We start from the raw sequence: 19,017 nt of genomic DNA, 5'->3' as shown, positions 1-19,017 counted from the left end.
CAGACAATTGGTGTCGATTAGTCGTTTTCGTCATCGACGTCGTCAATTCCAAATCGCCGGAGCTTTGAATATAAGCTCTGCCGGCTCAAGCCCAACATTTCGGCTGCCGACGCACGATTGTCGTCCGTCAGTTTCAACGCAGCCTCAATACAAAGTTTCTCGATGACGTCGGTAGTTTCGCGCACAAGTTCTTTGAGCGGAACCCGCCCGACCAGTTCCGTTAGCTGTTCGACCGACCTCGGCAATTCGCTTTTCGGGCGAGCCTTCGGAATGTCGCTGCGCCCTACATTTCTAATCGTAAATCCGAAGCAGGGATTCTCACCGGTCGGAACGCTGACCGCGGAGATCTCGACGTTCTCGTAGGCCCCATACTCGCCGCGGAGAACAGTTGCGAAATGGCGGACCGCACCGTGCTCGCGTATGTTCGCTACGAGCGCGTTGATGTCAACTCCAGGGCGACCCACCCATCGATCGATCAATTCGCCTCGGACCAACTCCTCGTTGGCGAGCTGAACGAGTTCAAGAAATGCAGGATTGGCTGTGAGTATGCGCCGATCGAGGTCGGTCACAACAAACCCCTCAGGAAGATTTTCGACAACGCTGAAAACTTTAGATGAGGGCTTCGACACGACGCCCCCGGCAACAACGGGGGAAAGTCGAACGAGTATGTGAGACGACGTTTCTTGCCTAAAGAGTGAGGCCGAGACAAAACATTCTCGCTTGTTTTCGACGAGCTGAGCCTTCACCTCTTCAGCCCGCCCCGTGGCCTTGATCGCGGTCAACTGTGCTTGAACCGCTTTCGTGCTTTCTGAGTTGAATATCTCGAGAAATGCCTTCCCAACGATTCGCTTGCTATTTCGGTTTAAAAGCAAAGTGGCCGCAGGGTTGGCATCGACCAAACGCAATGTGTTGGCATCAACGATAAGCACCGGTTCCGAAGCAATCTGAAATAGCACGCGGTAGCGTGTTTCGGCATGGCGCAGCCGCGCATACTCTTTTTCCATCGACTGCTGTGCATCGACCAGACGCTGCTGCAGCGCCGCAACCGTTCTTAGATCGCGACCAACGGCGACAAACCGGCCATTGGTTCCGATTGGAACCGCGGAATAGCGGATGGGAATATCCCCGTGCTTTGATGGATGGTTGACCTGGCGCCATTCGACTGGTGTTTTCGGCGACGCCGCGCCGCGAAGCAATTCTTCAATCTTGCCACGGCATTCGATTGTCACCGTTTCAATCCACGGCTCTCCAACCCACTTGCCAAAACCCTCCGACGATAGATCTTGGCTTCCGAAGGCGACATCGCGAATGATGCCTTTTGCATCAATAATTAAAGCAATATCTGCCGCAGCTGCGATGAGCTTTGCCGCGCTATCGGCATCAAGATCACCCAGAGTTCTCTTGGGGGCTCGGAACACGATCCCTGCTTCTCGAGCGAACACGGTTGTATCCCTTGGCCAGAATCCTTCGCACTTGCTGTGTTCTCAGTACCGCACTCAGGTTATGTCAAGCAAGTTGGAAAGCTGGCAACGGCCCTTCGCCCGTCAGGGGCCGTCGCATCCGCGCCGATACACGTTACAAGCTTAGGATTTTCTAGAAACAATCTACCACCTACCATCATGAGTGCGTCGCGGTTTAGAGCCGATCTCCGCAACGAGGTCACAAGAGCGGACAGCGCGCTCTCAGGAGCGTCGTTACTGACCGAGAGTCCAACAACATCAAATGCCTCGCTGTGGGCGAAGTTCAACAGCTCCTCGGTCGTGTCGCAGGTACCACCGGATACGTACCAGCCCTCTCGTCGAAAGAATTCCTGAACGATAAATAGCCCGAAGGTGTGTTGGTCACCCGGCATGACTGCTAAAAATGCACGACGCTGCTGGGCAAGGGGAAACTGGTCGTCATTGCTTTCTGGAGCGAGATCGCGAAGCAGTTGCTGCAGCTTTGAAAGGGCGATTGTGACGTCGACAAAATCGCAAATATCGCGTTTCCAGAGCTCGCCAAGATATCGGGCGGCCGGAGCAAAAAGCCAAAGCAATACAATGTCTAACGGAACCCCTCGCTGGCGTGCAGCGAGCACGAAAGATTTTGCATTGTAGACGTTCTCTTTCAAGAGCACCTGAACGAAATCTTCGACCTCCTCAATCGTAATAGAGGGCGCGATGTTTAAGTCGTTCGCGAGCTTTTTCCCGTGCGTACTATGCGCGAGCAATAAACGCGGCACGATCTCCGCTTCGATCGTTTGATGCAGCGCATTCTGCTCAATACTCGTCAGTCCGGGACTGTCGATTGCCGACTGGTCGTCGTTGAGCCGAATGCTCCAATCGCCGATGCTGCAGTCGTGCCAGTACTGCTTAAGTTCCACCAGGGGCCGAACGGTCGACATTGGCTTCCCTCCCGCCGCCACGCGCGCAAACTCGCGCGCGCCGATTGATGTCTTCTCGCAATTCCTACATCCGATGCTTGCAATAGCCGGGTAACCTTGCGACAGTTAATCTCACTGGACGGTATCGGCCGCACCGAAGGTTTGACAATCAAGACTCATCCAGAAAAAATGTAAAGTATTTTTTACGTCTAATTTAGTTGACACTATTTTTTGAAGACCCTACCCTCCTGGTGAGATCGACGATCCTAATCGGCGACACCAGTGCGGGGAGGTAGAGCTCGGTGACGAAATCACAGCGCTCCGAAAACAAGTCTCTCTACAGCGACGAACAACGACGACGCCGTGATGTGTCGCCATGGACAATGGTCCAAGGCATTTTGGCTCCGCTTCAATTCCTGGTTTTTATTATCAGCGTCGGCCTCGTGCTCCGCTACCTCGTGACTGGCTCCGGGTACGCCGAAGCGAACATTTCAATCGTGATAAAAACGCTATTTCTCTACGCGATCATGATCACGGGCTCGATCTGGGAGCATGACGTCTTTGGGCGTTATCTGTTCGCACCCGCATTCTTCTGGGAAGACGTCGTCAGCATGCTCGTGCTGGCTTTACACACGGCTTATATCGCCAACCTGTTTTTGAATTTCATTGGTCCTCGCGAGCAGATGCTGCTCGCCTTGGCGGCGTACGCTTCCTATCTCGTAAATGCCGCGCAATTCCTGCTAAAATTACGCAGGGCACGTCTGAGCGCACGATCATCTGACTTCGATCTCGCGACCGCGATGGAGGGATCATGACGGTCGCCCTCAACATATATCCCGATGAGCGGAGCGCTAAAGGATGCATTGAGCGTCCGGTGCTGCGCCAAAGAGGTCAGCGCGAAGTTTTCTGTGGCCTTACGGGAATTGTATGGCTGCATCGAAAAATCCAGGACGCTTTCTTCCTCGTCGTTGGCTCGCGAACTTGCGCGCATCTCATTCAATCGGCCGCCGGCGTGATGATTTTTGCTGAACCTCGCTTTGCAACCGCGATTCTTGATGAGAGAGATCTTGCCGGGCTTGCCGACGCGAATGACGAGCTAGATCGCATTGTCTGCCGCCTCCTCACGAGGCGCCCAGACATCAAGTTGCTCTTTCTCGTAGGCTCCTGTCCTTCCGAAGTGATCAAGCTTGATCTCGCGAGAGCTGCGACCCGGCTTTCCAAAATTCATGCTCCGGATGTTCGCGTTCTCAACTACTCCGGCAGCGGCATCGAAACGACCTTCACGCAAGGCGAGGACGCATGCCTGGCGTCGCTCGTCCCGGAACTTCCGCACGATGATCCGGCAGCGCCGCAAGCCCTGCTTGTCGTCGGAGCGCTTGCCGACATAGTCGAAGACCAGTTTCGCCGATTGTTCGCAGAACTCGGAATTGGTCCTGTTCATTTTCTTCCTCCTCGACGATCCGCGGACCTGCCGCCGGTCGGCCGAAACACGCGTGTGCTTCTTGCTCAGCCGTTCCTCGGCGACACAGCAAAAGCGCTCGACGAACGTGGCGCAAAACGACTTGTCAGCCTTTTCCCCTTGGGCGCAGAGGGTACGACGGAATGGCTGCGGGCTGCGGCAAATGCCTGGAACGTCTCAGAAGAAACATTTTGGAGCGTCGTGACGCCTTTTTATCTGCGCGCGCGAACAGCGCTCGGCCGCTATCGTGATCAGCTCGTCGGAAAGACAATCTTCTTCTTTCCGGATTCCCAACTCGAGGTGCCGCTGGCACGATTTGTATCCCGCGAACTAGCGATGCATGCCCTCGAAGTCGGAACACCGTACTTGCATCAGCAGCATCTCGCGGACGAAATCGTCAGCCTTCCCGAGGAATCCGTTCTGAGCGAGGGGCAGGATGTCGAACTGCAACTCGATCGGTGCCGTGAAGCCAACCCGGATATTGTCGTCTGCGGTCTCGGTCTAGCCAATCCATTGGAGGCCGAAGGACTGACGACAAAGTGGTCGATCGAATTCCTGTTCACGCCGATCCAAGGCTACGAACAGGCCGGAGACCTCGCCGAGCTTTTTGCTAGGCCGTTGATCCGACGCTCGCGGTTGGAGGTCTAACCGATGCAGCTGACGTTATGGACATACGAAGGGCCGCCGCACGTTGGAGCGATGCGTATTGCGACTGCAATGAAGGGCGCTCACTACATTCTTCACGCACCACAAGGCGATACCTACGCGGATCTGCTGTTTACGATGATCGAACGGCGCAGCGAACGCCCTCCGGTGACCTACACGACGTTCCAGGCACGCGATCTTGGCAGCGATACGGCGAATCTCTTCAAGTCAGCTGTCCGCGACGCATATGAGCGGTTTAAGCCCGATATCGTACTCGTCGGCGCCTCTTGCACGGCTGAGTTGCTTCAGGATGATCCTGGCGGTTTGGCACTCGCTCTCGGCTTGCCGGTACCGGTCGTTCCACTAGAACTCCCGGCCTACCAGAAGAAGGAAAACTGGGGCGCCGCGGAAACCTTCTATCGCTTGGTGCGCGCGTGCGCAGGACCGCACGCACCTCCGACAAACTGGCAGCGCCCCCCACGCGATAAAACCGTTCGGCCGCGTTGCAATCTTCTCGGTCCCACCGCCCTCGGATTCCGTCACCGCGATGACGTGGCGGAACTTACACGGTTGCTCGAACGCATCGGGGTCGACATCCATTGTATCGCGCCCCTGGGCGCGACCTGCGATGATCTTTCGAGGCTCGGCGAAGCCGACTTTAATATTGCGCTGTACCCGGAGATCGCGGGCCCAACGGTCCAATGGCTCGAAAAGGCGTTTCGCCAACCTTGCATTAAGAAAATTCCGATCGGCGTTTCCGCCACCCGCGAATTCATTGCCGAGGTCGCGGAAGTTGCACAGATCGATGCGAGCGCCATCCTTGCATCGGAAAGTTGCCGGCTGCCTTGGTATTCGCGCTCGGTGGATTCCAACTATCTGACCGGAAAGCGTGTCTTCATTTTCGGCGACGCCACGCATGCGATTGCAGCCGCCCGCATATGCAAGGAGGAACTGGGGTTCACTGTCGTCGGCCTCGGAACCTATAGCCGTGAATTTGGCCGGGACGTACGAGAAGCGGCAAAAGCCTATGACATCGAAGCTCTAATTACTGACGACTATCTCGAAGTCGAAGCAAAGGTCCAGGATTTACAGCCGGAACTCGTCCTCGGAACGCAAATGGAGCGCCATATCGCCAAGCGCCTCGGCGTTCCGAGCGCTGTGATATCGGCGCCGGTGCACGTTCAGGACTTTCCAGCTCGCTACTCTCCCCAAATGGGATTTGAAGGCGCGAACGTCATTTTCGATAGCTGGGTGCATCCATTGATGATGGGTCTGGAGGAGCATCTGCTTTCGATGTTCCGCGAGGATTTCGAATTCAACGACGGCGCATCGCCATCCCATCTCGGTCCCTCCCCGCCGGTAACAGCGGACGGTCCATCAGCATCCAACAGCTCGAAAAACGCTGTGGCAACTGCGACGCTCATATCGTGGGCATCAGAGGCCGAAAGCGAACTCAAGAAGATACCCTTCTTTGTTCGCGGAAAGGCACGACGGAATACGGAGCGATATGCCGTCGAACGCGGCATGGCAACGGTAACCCTTGAGACACTTTACGATGCAAAAGCCCATTACGCTCGCTGACGCCCAAAGCGCAGTAACAATCAAGTTCGTGATGGTGACTCTCGACAGTCACCTCGCGGGCGCGGCCGAACGGGCTTTGCTTCAGCTTCGCCGCGCAGTACCGGGACTTGAACTCCGCCTGCACGCCGCAGCTGAGTGGGGCGACAACCCCGATGCCCTCGCCCGGTGCCGCGCGGATATCGCGACCGCCGACATCATCGTATCCACGATGCTGTTTATGGAAGATCACATTCAAGCCGTTCTGCCCTATCTTCAAGCGCGCCGCGAAACTTGCGATGCCATCGTTGGCGGCATGTCGGCTGGCGAAGTCATTCGCTTAACCCGGCTCGGGCCGTTCCGGATGGACAAACCCGAACGCGGCGCAATGGCTTTGTTGAAGCGTCTACGCGGCGGGAAGAAAAACGGAGCAACAGCCGGCGCCCAGCAGGTTGCAATGCTGCGGCGGATACCGAAAATTCTCCGCTTCATTCCGGGCACTGCCCAAGACGTGCGCTCCTATTTTCTGACTTTGCAATACTGCTTGGCCGGTACCGACGACAACATTGTCAATTTGGTCCGGTATCTTATCGACCGCTACGCCGACGGGCCTCGTCGCGGTCTACGCGGGACCTTGAAGGCTGCGCTGCCGACCGACTATCCGGAAGTCGGCGTCTATCATCCACGCCTCCCCAAGCGCATCTCGGATCGCTCGGAAAAACTTCCAACTCCGCAGAGCCATGTAAAAGGCACCGTCGGACTGCTGATCATGCGATCGCAAGTTCTGGCTGGGGACACGGCGCATTACGACGGAGTCATCGATGCGCTCGAGTCCCGGGGCTTGCGCGTGATCCCAGCGTTCGCAACCGGCCTCGATGCCCGGCCAGCGATCGGAGCCTTCTTCAAGACCGATAACCGCGTTTGTGTCGATGCAGTTGTTTCGCTCACCGGGTTCTCATTGATCGGTGGCCCGGCTTACAACGACTCCAAGGCGGCCGAAGAGGTGCTGAGCGACCTCGACGTTCCCTATCTCGCTGCGCATGCCCTCGAATTTCAGACTCTGGAGCAGTGGGGCGCTTCAGATCGCGGCCTGCATCCCGTCGAGACCACAATGATGGTCGCGATTCCCGAACTCGACGGGGCCACTGGACCTACAGTATTCGGTGGCCGTTCCGACGCGTCTGGCAAGCCATGCTTGGGATGTCACCGCGCCTGCACGTTCTCGGCGATCGAGAACGCGCGAAATATGCATGTATGCATCGATCGCGCGGAAATGATGGCCGCACGAGTTGCCAAGCTCATCGCGTTACGGCGGACCGCGCGACAGAACCGGAAGGTCGCGGTCGTGCTGTTCAATTTCCCGCCCAATGGCGGCGCCACCGGCACAGCCGCGTATCTCGCGGTTTATGAATCGCTGTGGAATACGATGAAAGGGCTGTCTCGGGCCGGCTACTCCGTGGATGTCCCCGCTAGCCCGGACGCCTTGAGATCCGCGATACTCGGAGGCAATTCCGAGGCCTTCGGAATGCCCGCTAACGTCGTGGCTCGCGTATCGACCGATCACCACATTCGCTCCGAAACCTGGTTGAGCGAGATCGAAGCGCAATGGGGTCCGGCACCCGGCAAGCATCAAGCCGACGGTCGATCGATCTTCGTTCTCGGCGTAAAATTTGGAAATTTGTTCGTCGGTATCCAGCCTGCGTTTGGATATGAAGGCGATCCGATGCGGCTCTTGTTTGAAAAATCATTCGCACCCACTCATGCGTTTTCGGCCTTCTACCGATTTTTGCGAGAAGATTTCGGAGCGCACGCATTCCTTCATTTCGGCACGCACGGCGCGCTGGAATTCATGCCGGGCAAACAAGCCGGAATGTCGGGCAGCTCGTGGCCTGACAGGCTCATTGGCGAGACACCGAATTTCTATCTCTACGCCGCTAACAATCCATCTGAAGGCGCGATTGCCAAACGTCGTTCGGCGGCAACTTTGATCAGTTATCTCACTCCGCCTGTCGCTCAGGCCGGCCTCTACCGCGGACTGATCGACCTTAAATCGTCTCTCGATCGTTGGCGTAATTTGCCGTTAGAGTCGGTCGACGAAAAAACGCGCCTATCGGAGCTCATTCAATCTCAGGCGGCAGGCCTCGATCTCGTGCCGGCCGAGCCGCTTTGGCATGTTGCCGCGGAAAGCGAAGTCGCCGCCCTCGTCGTCGCCGTTCGAGAACTTGAACTTACCCTCATCCCACACGGCCTCCACGTTGTCGGAACACCAATGTCTGTTCCCGAGCGCACGGAATTACTTCTCGCTGTGGCGGACGCCTCGCACGGCGTCGTGCCTGAACGCCCGGCAATCGAGGCTACAGTCGCGGGCGCATCGCCTGAGTACGCGGTTCGCCTAAGCGGACTTGCGCCGACCGACGCAAACATCGATATTTTCCGCGAACTCGCAAAGACCGATCGGTTGCTTTCGGAAGAGCACGAAGTACCGGCCATCGTACACGCTCTCGACGGAAATTTCGTGAAGCCAGCGCCGGGAGGAGATCTGCTCAGGAGTCCGCAGATATTGCCGACCGGACGAAATGTTCACGGCTTCGATCCCTTCCGTATCCCAAGCGCCTACGCGGTAAATGACGGTGCGCACCAAGCCAACCGCTTGATCGCGCGCCACACAACTGAAACGGGATCGCCCCCGGAATCGGTCGCTATTGTCCTTTGGGGTACCGACAATCTCAAAAGCGAAGGCGGACCTATCGCACAGGCGTTGGCGTTGATGGGAGCGAAACCACGCTTCGACACTTACGGCCGCCTCACTGGGGCTTCACTTATCCCTCTATCCGAGCTGGCTCGCCCGCGGATCGATGTCGTTGTGACGTTATCAGGCATCTTTCGCGATCTATTGCCACTTCAGACAAAGCTTTTGGCGGAAGCCGCGTTTCTCGCAGCAAGCGCTGAAGAGCCGGTCCAGCAGAATTTCATTCGCAAACATACGCTGTCATATCAGGCACAGCACGGTTGCGATCTTGAGACAGCCGCCCTACGCGTTTTCAGCAACGCTGACGGCGCCTATGGATCGAATGTCAATCAGTTGATTGACAGCGGTCGATGGGACGAAGAGGACGAGCTTGCCGAGACCTACACACGCCGCAAGTGCTTTGCGTATGGCTGCTCGGGTCAATCCCACAACCAGGCGGATCTTCTCAAAAGCATTTTGTCGACTGTCGACCTAGCTTACCAAAATCTCGAATCCGTCGAACTTGGAGTCACCACGGTCGATCATTACTTCGACAATCTTGGTGGCGTCAGTCGCGCGGTTCGACGCGCGAAAGGCAACGCGATCCCGGTCTATATTGGAGACCAAACCTGCGGCGAAGGGCAGGTCCGCACGCTGTCCGAACAAGTCGCACTCGAAACACGTACGCGGATGCTGAATCCGAAATGGTACGAGGGCATGCTGAAACATGGCTACGAAGGCGTTCGCCAAATCGAAGCCCACGTGACGAACACGGTCGGCTGGTCTGCGACGACGAGCCAAGTCGCCCCGTGGGTGTACCAGAGGCTGACGCAAACATTCGTGCTTGATGAAGACATGAGGCGGCGACTTGCCGAACTCAATCCGTTGGCTTCCGCGAAAGTCGCAAATCGTCTGATTGAAGCCTACGAGCGCAATTACTGGGCGCCCGACGCCGCAACTCTCGACGCGCTACGAAAAGCCGGAGAAGAACTAGAAGACCGCGCCGAAGGCGTTGGACTGGAGGCCGCAGCATGACCGTACTTTTGAGGACAATTCCTGCCGCTGCGACTCGCGGAGATGGTGACGGGAGCGTCCAGATTTCGCTCGATCCCGCCGTCCAGATTGGAAATGCGAAAGTGTTTTCGGTCTACGGAAAAGGCGGAATTGGAAAGAGCACGGTGTCTTCCAATCTCTCGGCCGCATTCTCGAAGCTCGGCAAGAGAGTTCTCCAGATTGGCTGCGACCCCAAGCATGATTCAACATTCACACTGACAAAGAGGCTCGTCCCTACAGTTATCGATGTTCTCGAATCCGTGAACTTCCACAGCGAAGATCTCCGCGTCGAAGACTTCGTCTACGAAGGATACAACGGCGTGATGTGCGTCGAAGCAGGCGGCCCTCCTGCGGGAACGGGATGCGGGGGATATGTCGTCGGACAGACGGTCAAACTTCTCAAGGAACATCATCTTCTCGAAGACACCGACGTCGTGATTTTTGACGTTCTGGGCGATGTTGTTTGCGGTGGCTTTGCATCTCCCCTCCAGCATGCGGATCGTGCGCTGATCGTGGCAGCGAACGACTTTGATTCAATCTTCGCGATGAACCGGATTATCGCGGCCATCCAGGCGAAATCAAAAAACTATCCAGTGCGGCTCGCCGGTGTCATCGCCAATCGCAGCGCTGCGACCGACCAGATTGATCGCTTCACCGAGGCCACCGGTTTGAAACGGCTGGCGCTGATCCCGGATCTCGACATCATCCGCCGCAGCCGGCTGAAGAAATCGACTCTGTTCGAGATGGAACCGTCCCCCGAACTCGAGGCTGTCCAGAATGAATACCTGAGACTTGCCGCGAGCCTGTGGGCCGGCAGTGAACCGCTCGACGCAAAACCGATGAAAGACCGCGAAATTTTCGATTTTCTGGGATTTGAATGATGGAAACGCATTCCTATCTCCGGCGCCGAGATCAAATTCAAAACTATTTTAATGACACGGCGGCTGACGCGTGGAAGCGTCTGACTTCGGATGCGCCTCTTGGTCGTATACGTCAGACAGTGCGCGCCGGTCGCGACGAGATGCGAGCGACGCTGATCGGATGGATGCCGGACGATCTTCGTGGCGTCCGAATTCTTGATGCGGGCTGCGGAACAGGCGCTCTCGCCAACGAGGCAGCCGCCCGCGGTGCCGATGTCGTCGCAACCGATCTTTCCAGCTCCCTCATCGAGATGGCACGCCAACGGACGCCGCGAACGTTTGGTGCGGGCCATGTCGAATTCATCGTCGGAGATATGCTGCAACCGGGGCTTGGCGAGTTTGACTACGTTGTCGCCATGGACTCTCTCATCCACTATTCGGCGCCTGATATGGTTGCAGCTGTCAGCCGACTAGCTGAGAAATCAAAGCAAGGGGTTTTCTTCACCTATGCGCCCAAAACGCCCGTACTCGCGGTAATGCATGCCATCGGCCGCGCGTTCCCGCGTTCGGACCGAGCGCCGGCCATCGAGCCTATAAGCGCTTTCAAACTCGGCGAACTGCTCAATTCGGAGCCGAAGTTGGGCTCCTGGAACATGTGCCGAACAGCACGGATCACGAGCGGATTCTATAAATCTCAGGCCGTGGAGCTCGTCCCGGAATGAAAAAAATCAACGAGAGATTGGCAAAGAAGTGGCTTCTTCTGAGCCCTCGAATGTTGCCTTTCGCAGATGCCGCCTCTCCAGACTTGCCGCTGTCGAGGCTTCTTCGCCTTTCTCTATTTCAGGTGTCGGTCGGCATGGCTCTTGTCTTGCTGAACGGAACGCTCAACCGCGTCATGATCATAGAGCTCGGCGTGCCGAGTTGGCTCGTCGCGTTCATGATATCTCTACCTCTCTTATTTGCTCCGTTCCGCGCTCTAATAGGATTTCGCTCAGATAACCATCGATCGGTTCTAGGTTGGCGCCGCGTTCCGTACATCTGGTTCGGAAGTCTCGTGCAATTCGGCGGCTTAGCGATCATGCCTTTCGCCCTTATCCTCCTATCAGGGGATTCCAACGGCCCGGCGTGGGCAGGTTATGCAGCTTCCGGTTTAGCCTTTTTGTTGGTTGGCGCAGGCCTTCATACCACTCAGACGGCAGGACTGGCCCTCGCGACCGACTTGGCACCGGAAGCATCGCGCCCCCGCGTGGTTGCTTTCCTGTACGTGATGTTGCTCCTCGGTATGGTGGCAAGCGCTGTATTGTTCGGGCGTCTGCTCGCGCAATTCAGCGAGATCCGACTTATTCAAATCATCCAGGGAACTGCATTGCTGACGATGATTCTTAACATCGTCGCCCTCTGGAAACAGGAAGTTCGAGATCCTTCGCGTACCAACCACGAAGTTGAACAGCCTTCCTTCAAGGATTCCTGGCGCGCATTCCGGCAGGGCGGACGGTCAAGTCGAATCCTGCTCGCAGTAGGATTGGGTACCGTCGGCTTCAGCATGCAAGATATTTTGCTTGAGCCATATGGGGGAGAAGTCCTGCATCTCTCGGTAAGCGCAACGACGGCGCTCACTGGCATTCTTGCCGGCGGTACACTTTGCGCCTTTGCAATCGCCGCTCGCGTCCTGAAAAACGGCATGGATCCATATCGCCTCGCGGGATACGGCGCGCTCGTCGGTGTCGTGGCATTTTCCGTGGTCATTTTTTCGGACCCGTTCGACTCACCAAGTCTATATCGAATAGGGTCTGCACTTATTGGATTGGGCGGCGGCCTTTTCGCAGTCGGTACTCTCACCGGCGCAATGGCTCTTGCCGAAAACGGTTCAACCGGATTGGCGCTCGGAACGTGGGGCGCGGTACAAGCGTCGGCTGCTGGACTCGGGGTTGCGCTTGGCGGAGCCCTCCGCGACGCCGCCGGCAATCTCGCCGCGCATGGCGTCTTAGGTCCAGCATTGACAGGTCCTGGGGTCGGCTACGGCATCGTCTATTATATCGAAATCATGCTCCTCTTCGTGACCTTGGCAGTCGTCGGGCCGCTCGTTCGTCCGGCGCTTGGATCTCGGTCACGCGATAAATCGAGTTTCGGTCTAGCCGAATTCCCAGGTTAAATTTGCCTCAAGGAGGTTGTGATGAAGGGTCAGATTACTCAAACCATAGATGTGGCGCAGATCGTGCTGTATGCGTTCTGGGCGTTCTTCGCATATCTCGTCTACTGGTTACGGCGTGAAGACAAGCGTGAAGGATATCCGTTGGAATTTGAGCGCCAAGAAACCGCGCCGTATCTTAACTTTCCGCCCATCCCGAAACCAAAGAAATTCTTCCTGCCTCATGGAGGCGTAGCGTACGCACCTCGAAGCGATCGAATAGAACCGAATATACGCGCCGAGCCGATCGCTGCATGGCCGGGCGCACCGCTCGAGCCTGTCGGCGACGCCATGAGTTCTGGAGCAGGCCCCGGAGCTTATGCGCTGCGCGAGGATGCGCCCGATCTGACAATCGACGGCGTTCCGAAGATCGTGCCTCTCCGTGTGGCGAGCGGAGAAAAACTCGTGACGCACTCTCAACAAGGCACCGAGTCGTCCCCGAGGCCCACATCGGGCGAATACAAGCACTTTACAATAGATCCCAATGATCCCGATCCCCGCGGAATGGAGGTTGTCGGCGCAGACGGTCTCGTCGGGGGTATAGTTTCAGACGTTTGGATCGACGTGTCCGAAGTTGTCATTCGTTACCTCGAAGTTCAGCCGAAAGGCGGCAGCCGAAACGTCCTATTGCCGATCACTTTCTCTCGGATCGACGGCAGCAAGGGTACTGTAACCGTCAAGGCGGTTCTTTCATCGCAACTCGCCGGCGCGCCAACGACTCGCGATCCCGACAGAGTGACATTTCGCGAGGAAGACAAAATCTGCGCCTATTATGGCGGCGGCCTTCTCTACGCGACGCCTCGTCGTCGGGAGGCATGGCTGTGAGGGAGCACGATAACGAGCCCGTTCCGGGCCTGCCAGAACGTTTGCCGAGCGGAGAGAGAATTCTTTGGCGAGGCGCCCCGTCAATGTGGGGAATAGCGAACCGAGCGCTGCACATGCGGGCTGTAGCGATCTATTTATCAATGATCGTATTGTGGGGAACGGCGTCAGCGGTAGCAAATGACCAGACACTCCGTGACGTGATCGTATTCGCCCTTAAGCTCACGGGCCTTTCGCTAACTGCGCTGGCGGCCTTGGCTCTGTACGCGCGTTTGGTAACGCGAAGCGCGCTGTACACGATCACCAATCGCAGGATCGTAATGCGATTCGGCGTCGCGCTTCCGATGACGATAAACATTCCTCTGAAAATCGTCCGATCGGCGGATCTTAAACTCTATCGCGACGGCACCGGCGACATCCCCGTCTCAGTCGATAGCGAAAGACGGCAGTCGATGGTCGTACTTTGGCCCCATGTCCGTCCGTGGCGGACAACAAAGCCCGAACCGATGCTGCGGTCTGTCCCCAACGCCGCAGCGGTCGCCGAGCTTTTGAGCTCGGCGCTTAAAGAAGCTTCAACAGAACGCGCGGAGATCCAAATTCGCGTGCCCCTTGCGGCAATAGTTAAAGCGAAGGCCAACGTGCCGAGCGACCAAACGGTAGCAGCATAAGGAGACCTGCCGTGCCAAATGCTGTGACCCAGACTTCACCGCTTCCGGCAACACCTCTCATATTTGCGGTTGCGCTTATCTGCGCCGCTTTGGCGGTGGCGTGGGGCGCGCGCATATCGGGTGTTGGAACGACGCAGCTCGACTACACACGTCCTGCCGCGGCGCGAGATCTCTTATTTGAAGATGCCGCGACCGGATCGGTCGTCGTGAAAGATGCAACGAGCAGACAGCAGATCGGGGAGATCGTGCCGGGAAAAGACGGTTTCGTCAGAGCCGTGATGCGCAATCTGGCCCGCGATCGTCTCATTTCTGGCGGCGCCAAGACGACGCCTTTTACATTAACTCGCTGGGACAACGGGCGGCTCACGATTTCCGATCCGACAACAGGTCAAAGATTGGAACTCGTCGGATTCGGCTTCAGCAATGAACAAGCATTCGCAAAATTCCTTCCGCAAGGGGGCAAGCTTCAATGAGTATAAATTTTCTCATGGGGCGTGAAACGATCGAAGTCCCTTGCACGATCGAGATCGAAAACACCTTTCAAAGCTTGCATGCTCACGTCGATCTCGACGGCGATCTTGCAATGAACGCGGGCGATCAGGTTCTCGTCCACGGCGACCCGGTCCGGGTGCCATACGGGCAAAAAATTACGCTCCGGCGTTTGGCGACCGTGACGAGAGCCAATCGTCTGGACCGCGCATGGACGAGATTACTTGCGCGCCTCGAACTGACTGAACTTTACGAAGTCAGCTTCTCATCAGGGAGCAAGCTATGACCATAGAATCCATCGGCAGGCCGAACAGCGCGACGATCGCAGCCCAACAGGATACTCTGCTCGCACCGCGTTTCTACACGACCGACTTCAAAGAGCTCGATGCCATGAGCGTTGAAGGCGTGCGCGCTGAATGGGACCAGCTCCTCGCGGAAATGCGCGCGGACCCGAACAAGGGTCATTTTCGCCGCAATTCCGAATGGACGAAAATTGAACTCGAAAGCTTGCCTGAAGGTCTTCGCAAGGAGTTTCTCGATTTCCTTGTCAGTTCGCTGACGGCAGAATTCTCGGGGTGCGTCCTCTACGCCGAGATGAAAAAGCGAGGGAAAAACCCCGACATCGTCGAACTTTTTCGGTACATGAGCCGGGACGAGGCGCGGCACGCCGGATTTATCAACGACGCACTCCGTGACTTTGGCATCGGTATCGATCTAGGTTTTCTCACCAAAGCGAAGAAATATACCTTCTTCCGCCCTAAGTTCATTTTTTACGCAACCTATCTTTCGGAAAAGATCGGCTACGCCCGCTACATAACGATCTTTCGCCATCTCGAACGCAATCCCGATCGCCGGTTTCACCCGATCTTCAAGTGGTTCGAGCAGTGGTGCAACGACGAGTTCCGCCACGGCGAAGCGTTCGCGTTGCTGATGCGCGCAAACCCACAATTTCTCACGGGCATAAATAAATTATGGGTCCGCTTTTTCCTGCTTGCCGTGTATGCCACGATGTATGTGCGCGACCACGCTCGTCCGGAATTTCATAAAGCCCTCGGCATCGAACCGACGGAATATGACTATCGCGTCTTCAGAATAACGAACGACATTACACGTCAGATTTTTCCGGTGGTGCTCGATATCGAAAACCCAATCTTTCGTCAGGGTCTCGAGCGACTTCGCGTCCTCAACGACAAAGCGTCCGAAGCGCAGAAAGAGGGCGGCATCCTCGGCAAACTAAAGCGCGCATCGCTCGGCGCCGGAGCGGCTTACACATTCGGTCGGCTGTTCCTGCTCCGGCCAGTTGAAAATGCGGTTCCGGAATCCAGCCGCATGGCGCCAGCCTGGTAATTTGGGATTTTTTAAATTGGACTACGCGATCGCCATCACTTTCGCCATTTTCGTCTGGTGGTTCAGCACCGGGGCGGTGCTGTATCTCCTGCAAATGCCGCACACGACGTTCGGCGTCAGCATGATGACCGCTACCACCGTTGCCGGGACGGGTCTGTTCGGCCTTTGGGTGACGAGCGACGATACGACGGTCGCTTCCGCTTTCTGCGGTTTTAGTTGCGCCCTCGTTGTTTGGGCGTGGCACGAAATGAGTTTCCTGACAGGCTACGTCACGGGATCACGCGTCACCCCGTGCCCGACGGGCGGGAGGGAAAGCCGTCGCTTTATTTATGCCACCCAAACGGTGATTTATCATGAAGTGGCAATTCTTGCGACCGCCGCGGCAATTGTCGCTCTGACGTGGGGCGCGCCCAATCAATTTGGAACCCTTACATTCATCATCCTTTGGCTGGCCCGCCTCAGCGCGAAGTTAAACGTGTATTTCGGCGTTCCAAATCTTACCGAAGAATTTTTGCCTTCACATCTCGCTTATCTGAAGAGCTATTTCCGCAATCGGCCGATGAATCTTCTGTTTCCATTATCGATTACAATATCCACGGTACTGACTTGGCTCTGTATTGACCGCGCCGCTGCGCCGGACGCCACATCTTTCACGGCTACGGGCTGGTGCTTGCTCGCGACATTGATGTTTCTCGCGGTGGTCGAGCATTGGTTTCTAGTGCTGCCCCTACCCGTCGCAGCACTTTGGAATTGGAAATCTGCGGAGATCCCGCAGGACGGCAGCATCGTGGCGGCAGACATCGCGCCAGTTGCAGCCCACCCCGGAGACAAAGATCTGCGCCGCATCGCGAGGAGCGCATAGCGATGATCAATTCGAGAAACATTCGGGAGGACAACATGCAGTACCAACGCCTGTTTCAGAAACATCTTGACGTGCTTCAGTGTGAGGGGCGCTACCGCATATTCGCGGACCTGAAGCGCCGCCGCGGTAGCTATCCTTTGGCTCAGCATTGGAACGGCGGAAAAAATCGCGAGGTCACGGTTTGGTGCTCGAACGACTATCTAGGGATGAGCCAACATCCATTAGTCCTCGAAGCTATGCATACTGCGATCGATACTGTTGGCGCGGGTTCTGGGGGAACGCGGAATATTGCCGGCACGACCCACTATCACGTCGAGCTCGAGGAAGAACTCGCCGACCTTCACGGCAAGGAGGCGGCGCTCGTGTTTACATCCGCATATATCGCCAATGACGCCACTCTTTCGACGATTACCAAACTCATTCCGGGCCTAGTGATTTTCTCCGACGAGAAAAATCATGCATCAATGATCGAAGGCATTCGGCGTGGGCAGGGCGAGAAACAAGTTTTCCGCCACAACGATATTGCTGACCTCGAATCTAAGCTGAAAAAGTATCCAAAGAACACTCCGAAGCTGATCGCCTTCGAAAGCGTCTACTCGATGGACGGGCACATATCGCCCGTGGCAGCAATTTGCGATCTCGCGGACAAATACAACGCCTTGACCTATCTCGACGAAGTCCATGCGGTAGGTCTCTACGGTGCACGCGGCGGCGGCATCGCGGAACGCGAGGGTGTTATGTCTCGCATAGACATCATCAACGGCACGCTCGCCAAGGGGTTTGGCGTCATGGGGGGATATATTGCTTCCACGCGTGCCTGCTGCGATGCGATCCGATCATTCGCGCCAGGGTTCATCTTCACAACGTCTCTTGCTCCGGCGATCGCAGCGGGCGCCGTCGCGAGCATACGGCATCTCAAGACCAGCACGGCCGAACGAACGGCCCATCAGGAACGTGCTCGTACTCTGAAGCGTCGTCTAAAAGAGATGCGGCTCCCTGTGATGGACAATCCGAGTCACATCGTTCCCGTGATGGTTGGAGATCCAATCCACTGCAAATCCATAACCGACACCCTCCTCAACGAGCACGGAATTTACGTGCAGCCCATCAACTATCCGACCGTACCGAAAGGCACGGAGCGAATGAGGCTGACGCCATCGCCTGTTCATACCGACGAGCAGATGGCCGTTCTGTTGCAGGCTCTTGAATCGCTTTGGTCGGCGTGCCCAATCGCCAACGGCAAATATATTCGGCTCGCTGCAGAATGACTTTGGCTCAACCAAAGAACTGAAATTTACGTCGACGTTCAACGGGAGAAACTGAATGCGAGCATGGGTAATAGTAGCTGCACTATCTGCAGGAATTCCGACCTCAGTGATGGCGGCCGACGCCGAAGCAGGGAAGGTTGTGTTTCATAAGTGCCAGGTCTGCCATCAACTCGGCAAGAATGCCGTTGGTCCGAACTTGGTAGGCGTTTTCGGACGAAAGGCTGGCACGGAGCCAGGTTATAATTACTCGCCAGCGGTCAAAAATTCAGGCATCACGTGGGACGATGCCAACTTGGATGAATGGTTGCAGGGACCGAAGAAAAAACTTCCCGGTACTAAAATGCTTTTCGCCGGTCTCAAAGATGCGACGGACAGGGCAAACGTAATCGAATATCTAAAAACTCAAAAATAAAATGCACATAAAGGAAGATAACCGCGAAGTGCACCTTCGCGGTTTCTTTATGCCTAAATCAACGGGAGTGCTTTCGCCCGAAGATCCTATCAAAACTACGGAGTCGCCGGCGCCGTCGCAGGAGGTTGGCTAACCGGTGCGTCGGATGCGGGCGGCGAAGCGGCGGCAGGCGCCAGACCAGATGGCGTAGCTGCGTCGGAAAGCGGAACAGACGTTTCCTCCGCAGTCGCCTCCGGCGTGCTATGACGACCAATATAGCTACCTATCGCGCCTGCAAAAATTGTCACCGCGAAAAAA

General features: G+C 56.4%; 17 protein-coding genes. 15 read left to right on the top strand and 2 right to left on the bottom strand.

All coding sequences use genetic code 11. The features are described 5' to 3' along the window. Positions 1 to 17: 17 nt before the first annotated feature. Positions 18 to 1,418 (bottom strand): transcriptional regulator PpsR, encoded by a 1,401-nt coding sequence (gene ppsR / locus WC811_RS03330; protein WP_372640957.1) that lies wholly within the window; start codon positions 1,416 to 1,418, stop codon positions 18 to 20. 83 nt (positions 1,419 to 1,501) lie between these two features. Next, positions 1,502 to 2,383 carry a B12-binding domain-containing protein gene (locus WC811_RS03325; RefSeq protein WP_372640955.1) on the bottom strand — a complete coding sequence of 294 codons (882 nt, stop codon included), beginning with the start codon at positions 2,381 to 2,383 and terminating at the stop codon, positions 1,502 to 1,504. A gap of 281 nt (positions 2,384 to 2,664) precedes the next feature. Between WC811_RS03325 and bchF the strand changes: the two genes are divergently transcribed. From bchF to WC811_RS03250, 15 genes are read left to right on the top strand one after another with little or no spacing between them, the layout of a single operon-like run. Beyond that, positions 2,665 to 3,177 carry a 2-vinyl bacteriochlorophyllide hydratase gene (bchF, locus tag WC811_RS03320; protein ID WP_372640953.1) on the top strand — a complete coding sequence of 171 codons (513 nt, stop codon included), beginning with the start codon at positions 2,665 to 2,667 and terminating at the stop codon, positions 3,175 to 3,177. Next, a complete protein-coding gene (locus WC811_RS03315) occupies positions 3,174 to 4,469 on the top strand; it encodes a ferredoxin:protochlorophyllide reductase (ATP-dependent) subunit N (protein WP_372640951.1) in 1,296 nt (431 codons plus the stop codon). The genes bchF and WC811_RS03315 overlap by 4 nt, the downstream gene beginning before the upstream one ends. A 3-nt stretch (positions 4,470 to 4,472) precedes the next feature. After that, entirely contained in the window at positions 4,473 to 6,047 is a 1,575-nt protein-coding gene (gene bchB / locus WC811_RS03310) for a ferredoxin:protochlorophyllide reductase (ATP-dependent) subunit B (protein WP_372640949.1), read from the top strand. After that, entirely contained in the window at positions 6,022 to 9,786 is a 3,765-nt protein-coding gene (locus WC811_RS03305) for a magnesium chelatase subunit H (RefSeq protein ID WP_372640947.1), read from the top strand. Before bchB ends, WC811_RS03305 begins: the two co-directional genes overlap by 26 nt. Beyond that, entirely contained in the window at positions 9,783 to 10,685 is a 903-nt protein-coding gene (gene bchL / locus WC811_RS03300) for a ferredoxin:protochlorophyllide reductase (ATP-dependent) iron-sulfur ATP-binding protein (RefSeq protein WP_372640945.1), read from the top strand. The genes WC811_RS03305 and bchL overlap by 4 nt, the downstream gene beginning before the upstream one ends. Further along, on the top strand, positions 10,685 to 11,386 hold the full coding sequence (bchM, locus tag WC811_RS03295) for a magnesium protoporphyrin IX methyltransferase (RefSeq protein WP_372640943.1): 702 nt from the start codon (positions 10,685 to 10,687) through the stop codon (positions 11,384 to 11,386). Before bchL ends, bchM begins: the two co-directional genes overlap by 1 nt. Beyond that, positions 11,383 to 12,816 (top strand): BCD family MFS transporter, encoded by a 1,434-nt coding sequence (locus tag WC811_RS03290; RefSeq protein ID WP_372640941.1) that lies wholly within the window; start codon positions 11,383 to 11,385, stop codon positions 12,814 to 12,816. The genes bchM and WC811_RS03290 overlap by 4 nt, the downstream gene beginning before the upstream one ends. 21 nt (positions 12,817 to 12,837) lie before the next feature. Continuing rightward, a complete protein-coding gene (locus tag WC811_RS03285) occupies positions 12,838 to 13,677 on the top strand; it encodes a PRC-barrel domain-containing protein (protein WP_372640939.1) in 840 nt (279 codons plus the stop codon). After that, positions 13,668 to 14,342 (top strand): photosynthetic complex putative assembly protein PuhB, encoded by a 675-nt coding sequence (puhB, locus tag WC811_RS03280; protein WP_372640937.1) that lies wholly within the window; start codon positions 13,668 to 13,670, stop codon positions 14,340 to 14,342. Before WC811_RS03285 ends, puhB begins: the two co-directional genes overlap by 10 nt. An 11-nt stretch (positions 14,343 to 14,353) precedes the next feature. Further along, entirely contained in the window at positions 14,354 to 14,815 is a 462-nt protein-coding gene (puhC, locus tag WC811_RS03275) for a photosynthetic complex assembly protein PuhC (RefSeq protein WP_372640935.1), read from the top strand. After that, positions 14,812 to 15,117 carry a hypothetical protein gene (locus WC811_RS03270; protein WP_372640933.1) on the top strand — a complete coding sequence of 102 codons (306 nt, stop codon included), beginning with the start codon at positions 14,812 to 14,814 and terminating at the stop codon, positions 15,115 to 15,117. Before puhC ends, WC811_RS03270 begins: the two co-directional genes overlap by 4 nt. Beyond that, entirely contained in the window at positions 15,114 to 16,178 is a 1,065-nt protein-coding gene (acsF, locus tag WC811_RS03265) for a magnesium-protoporphyrin IX monomethyl ester (oxidative) cyclase (protein ID WP_372640931.1), read from the top strand. Before WC811_RS03270 ends, acsF begins: the two co-directional genes overlap by 4 nt. A gap of 16 nt (positions 16,179 to 16,194) precedes the next feature. After that, positions 16,195 to 17,040, top strand: a complete 846-nt coding sequence (puhE, locus tag WC811_RS03260) for a putative photosynthetic complex assembly protein PuhE (protein ID WP_372640929.1) — start codon at positions 16,195 to 16,197, stop codon at positions 17,038 to 17,040. A 35-nt stretch (positions 17,041 to 17,075) separates the two neighbouring features. Then, positions 17,076 to 18,308, top strand: a complete 1,233-nt coding sequence (gene hemA / locus WC811_RS03255; RefSeq protein ID WP_372640927.1) for a 5-aminolevulinate synthase — start codon at positions 17,076 to 17,078, stop codon at positions 18,306 to 18,308. Positions 18,309 to 18,363: 55 nt separating this feature from the next. Further along, positions 18,364 to 18,720, top strand: a complete 357-nt coding sequence (locus tag WC811_RS03250; RefSeq protein WP_372640925.1) for a cytochrome c family protein — start codon at positions 18,364 to 18,366, stop codon at positions 18,718 to 18,720. The last annotated feature ends 297 nt before the right edge of the window (positions 18,721 to 19,017 follow it).

It is taken from the genome of Hyphomicrobium sp. (assembly GCF_041659645.1).
Classification (GTDB): domain Bacteria; phylum Pseudomonadota; class Alphaproteobacteria; order Rhizobiales; family Hyphomicrobiaceae; genus Hyphomicrobium_B.
Note: the sequence above shows the minus strand (reverse complement) of the source record. Positions and strands in the feature narration are given on the sequence as shown.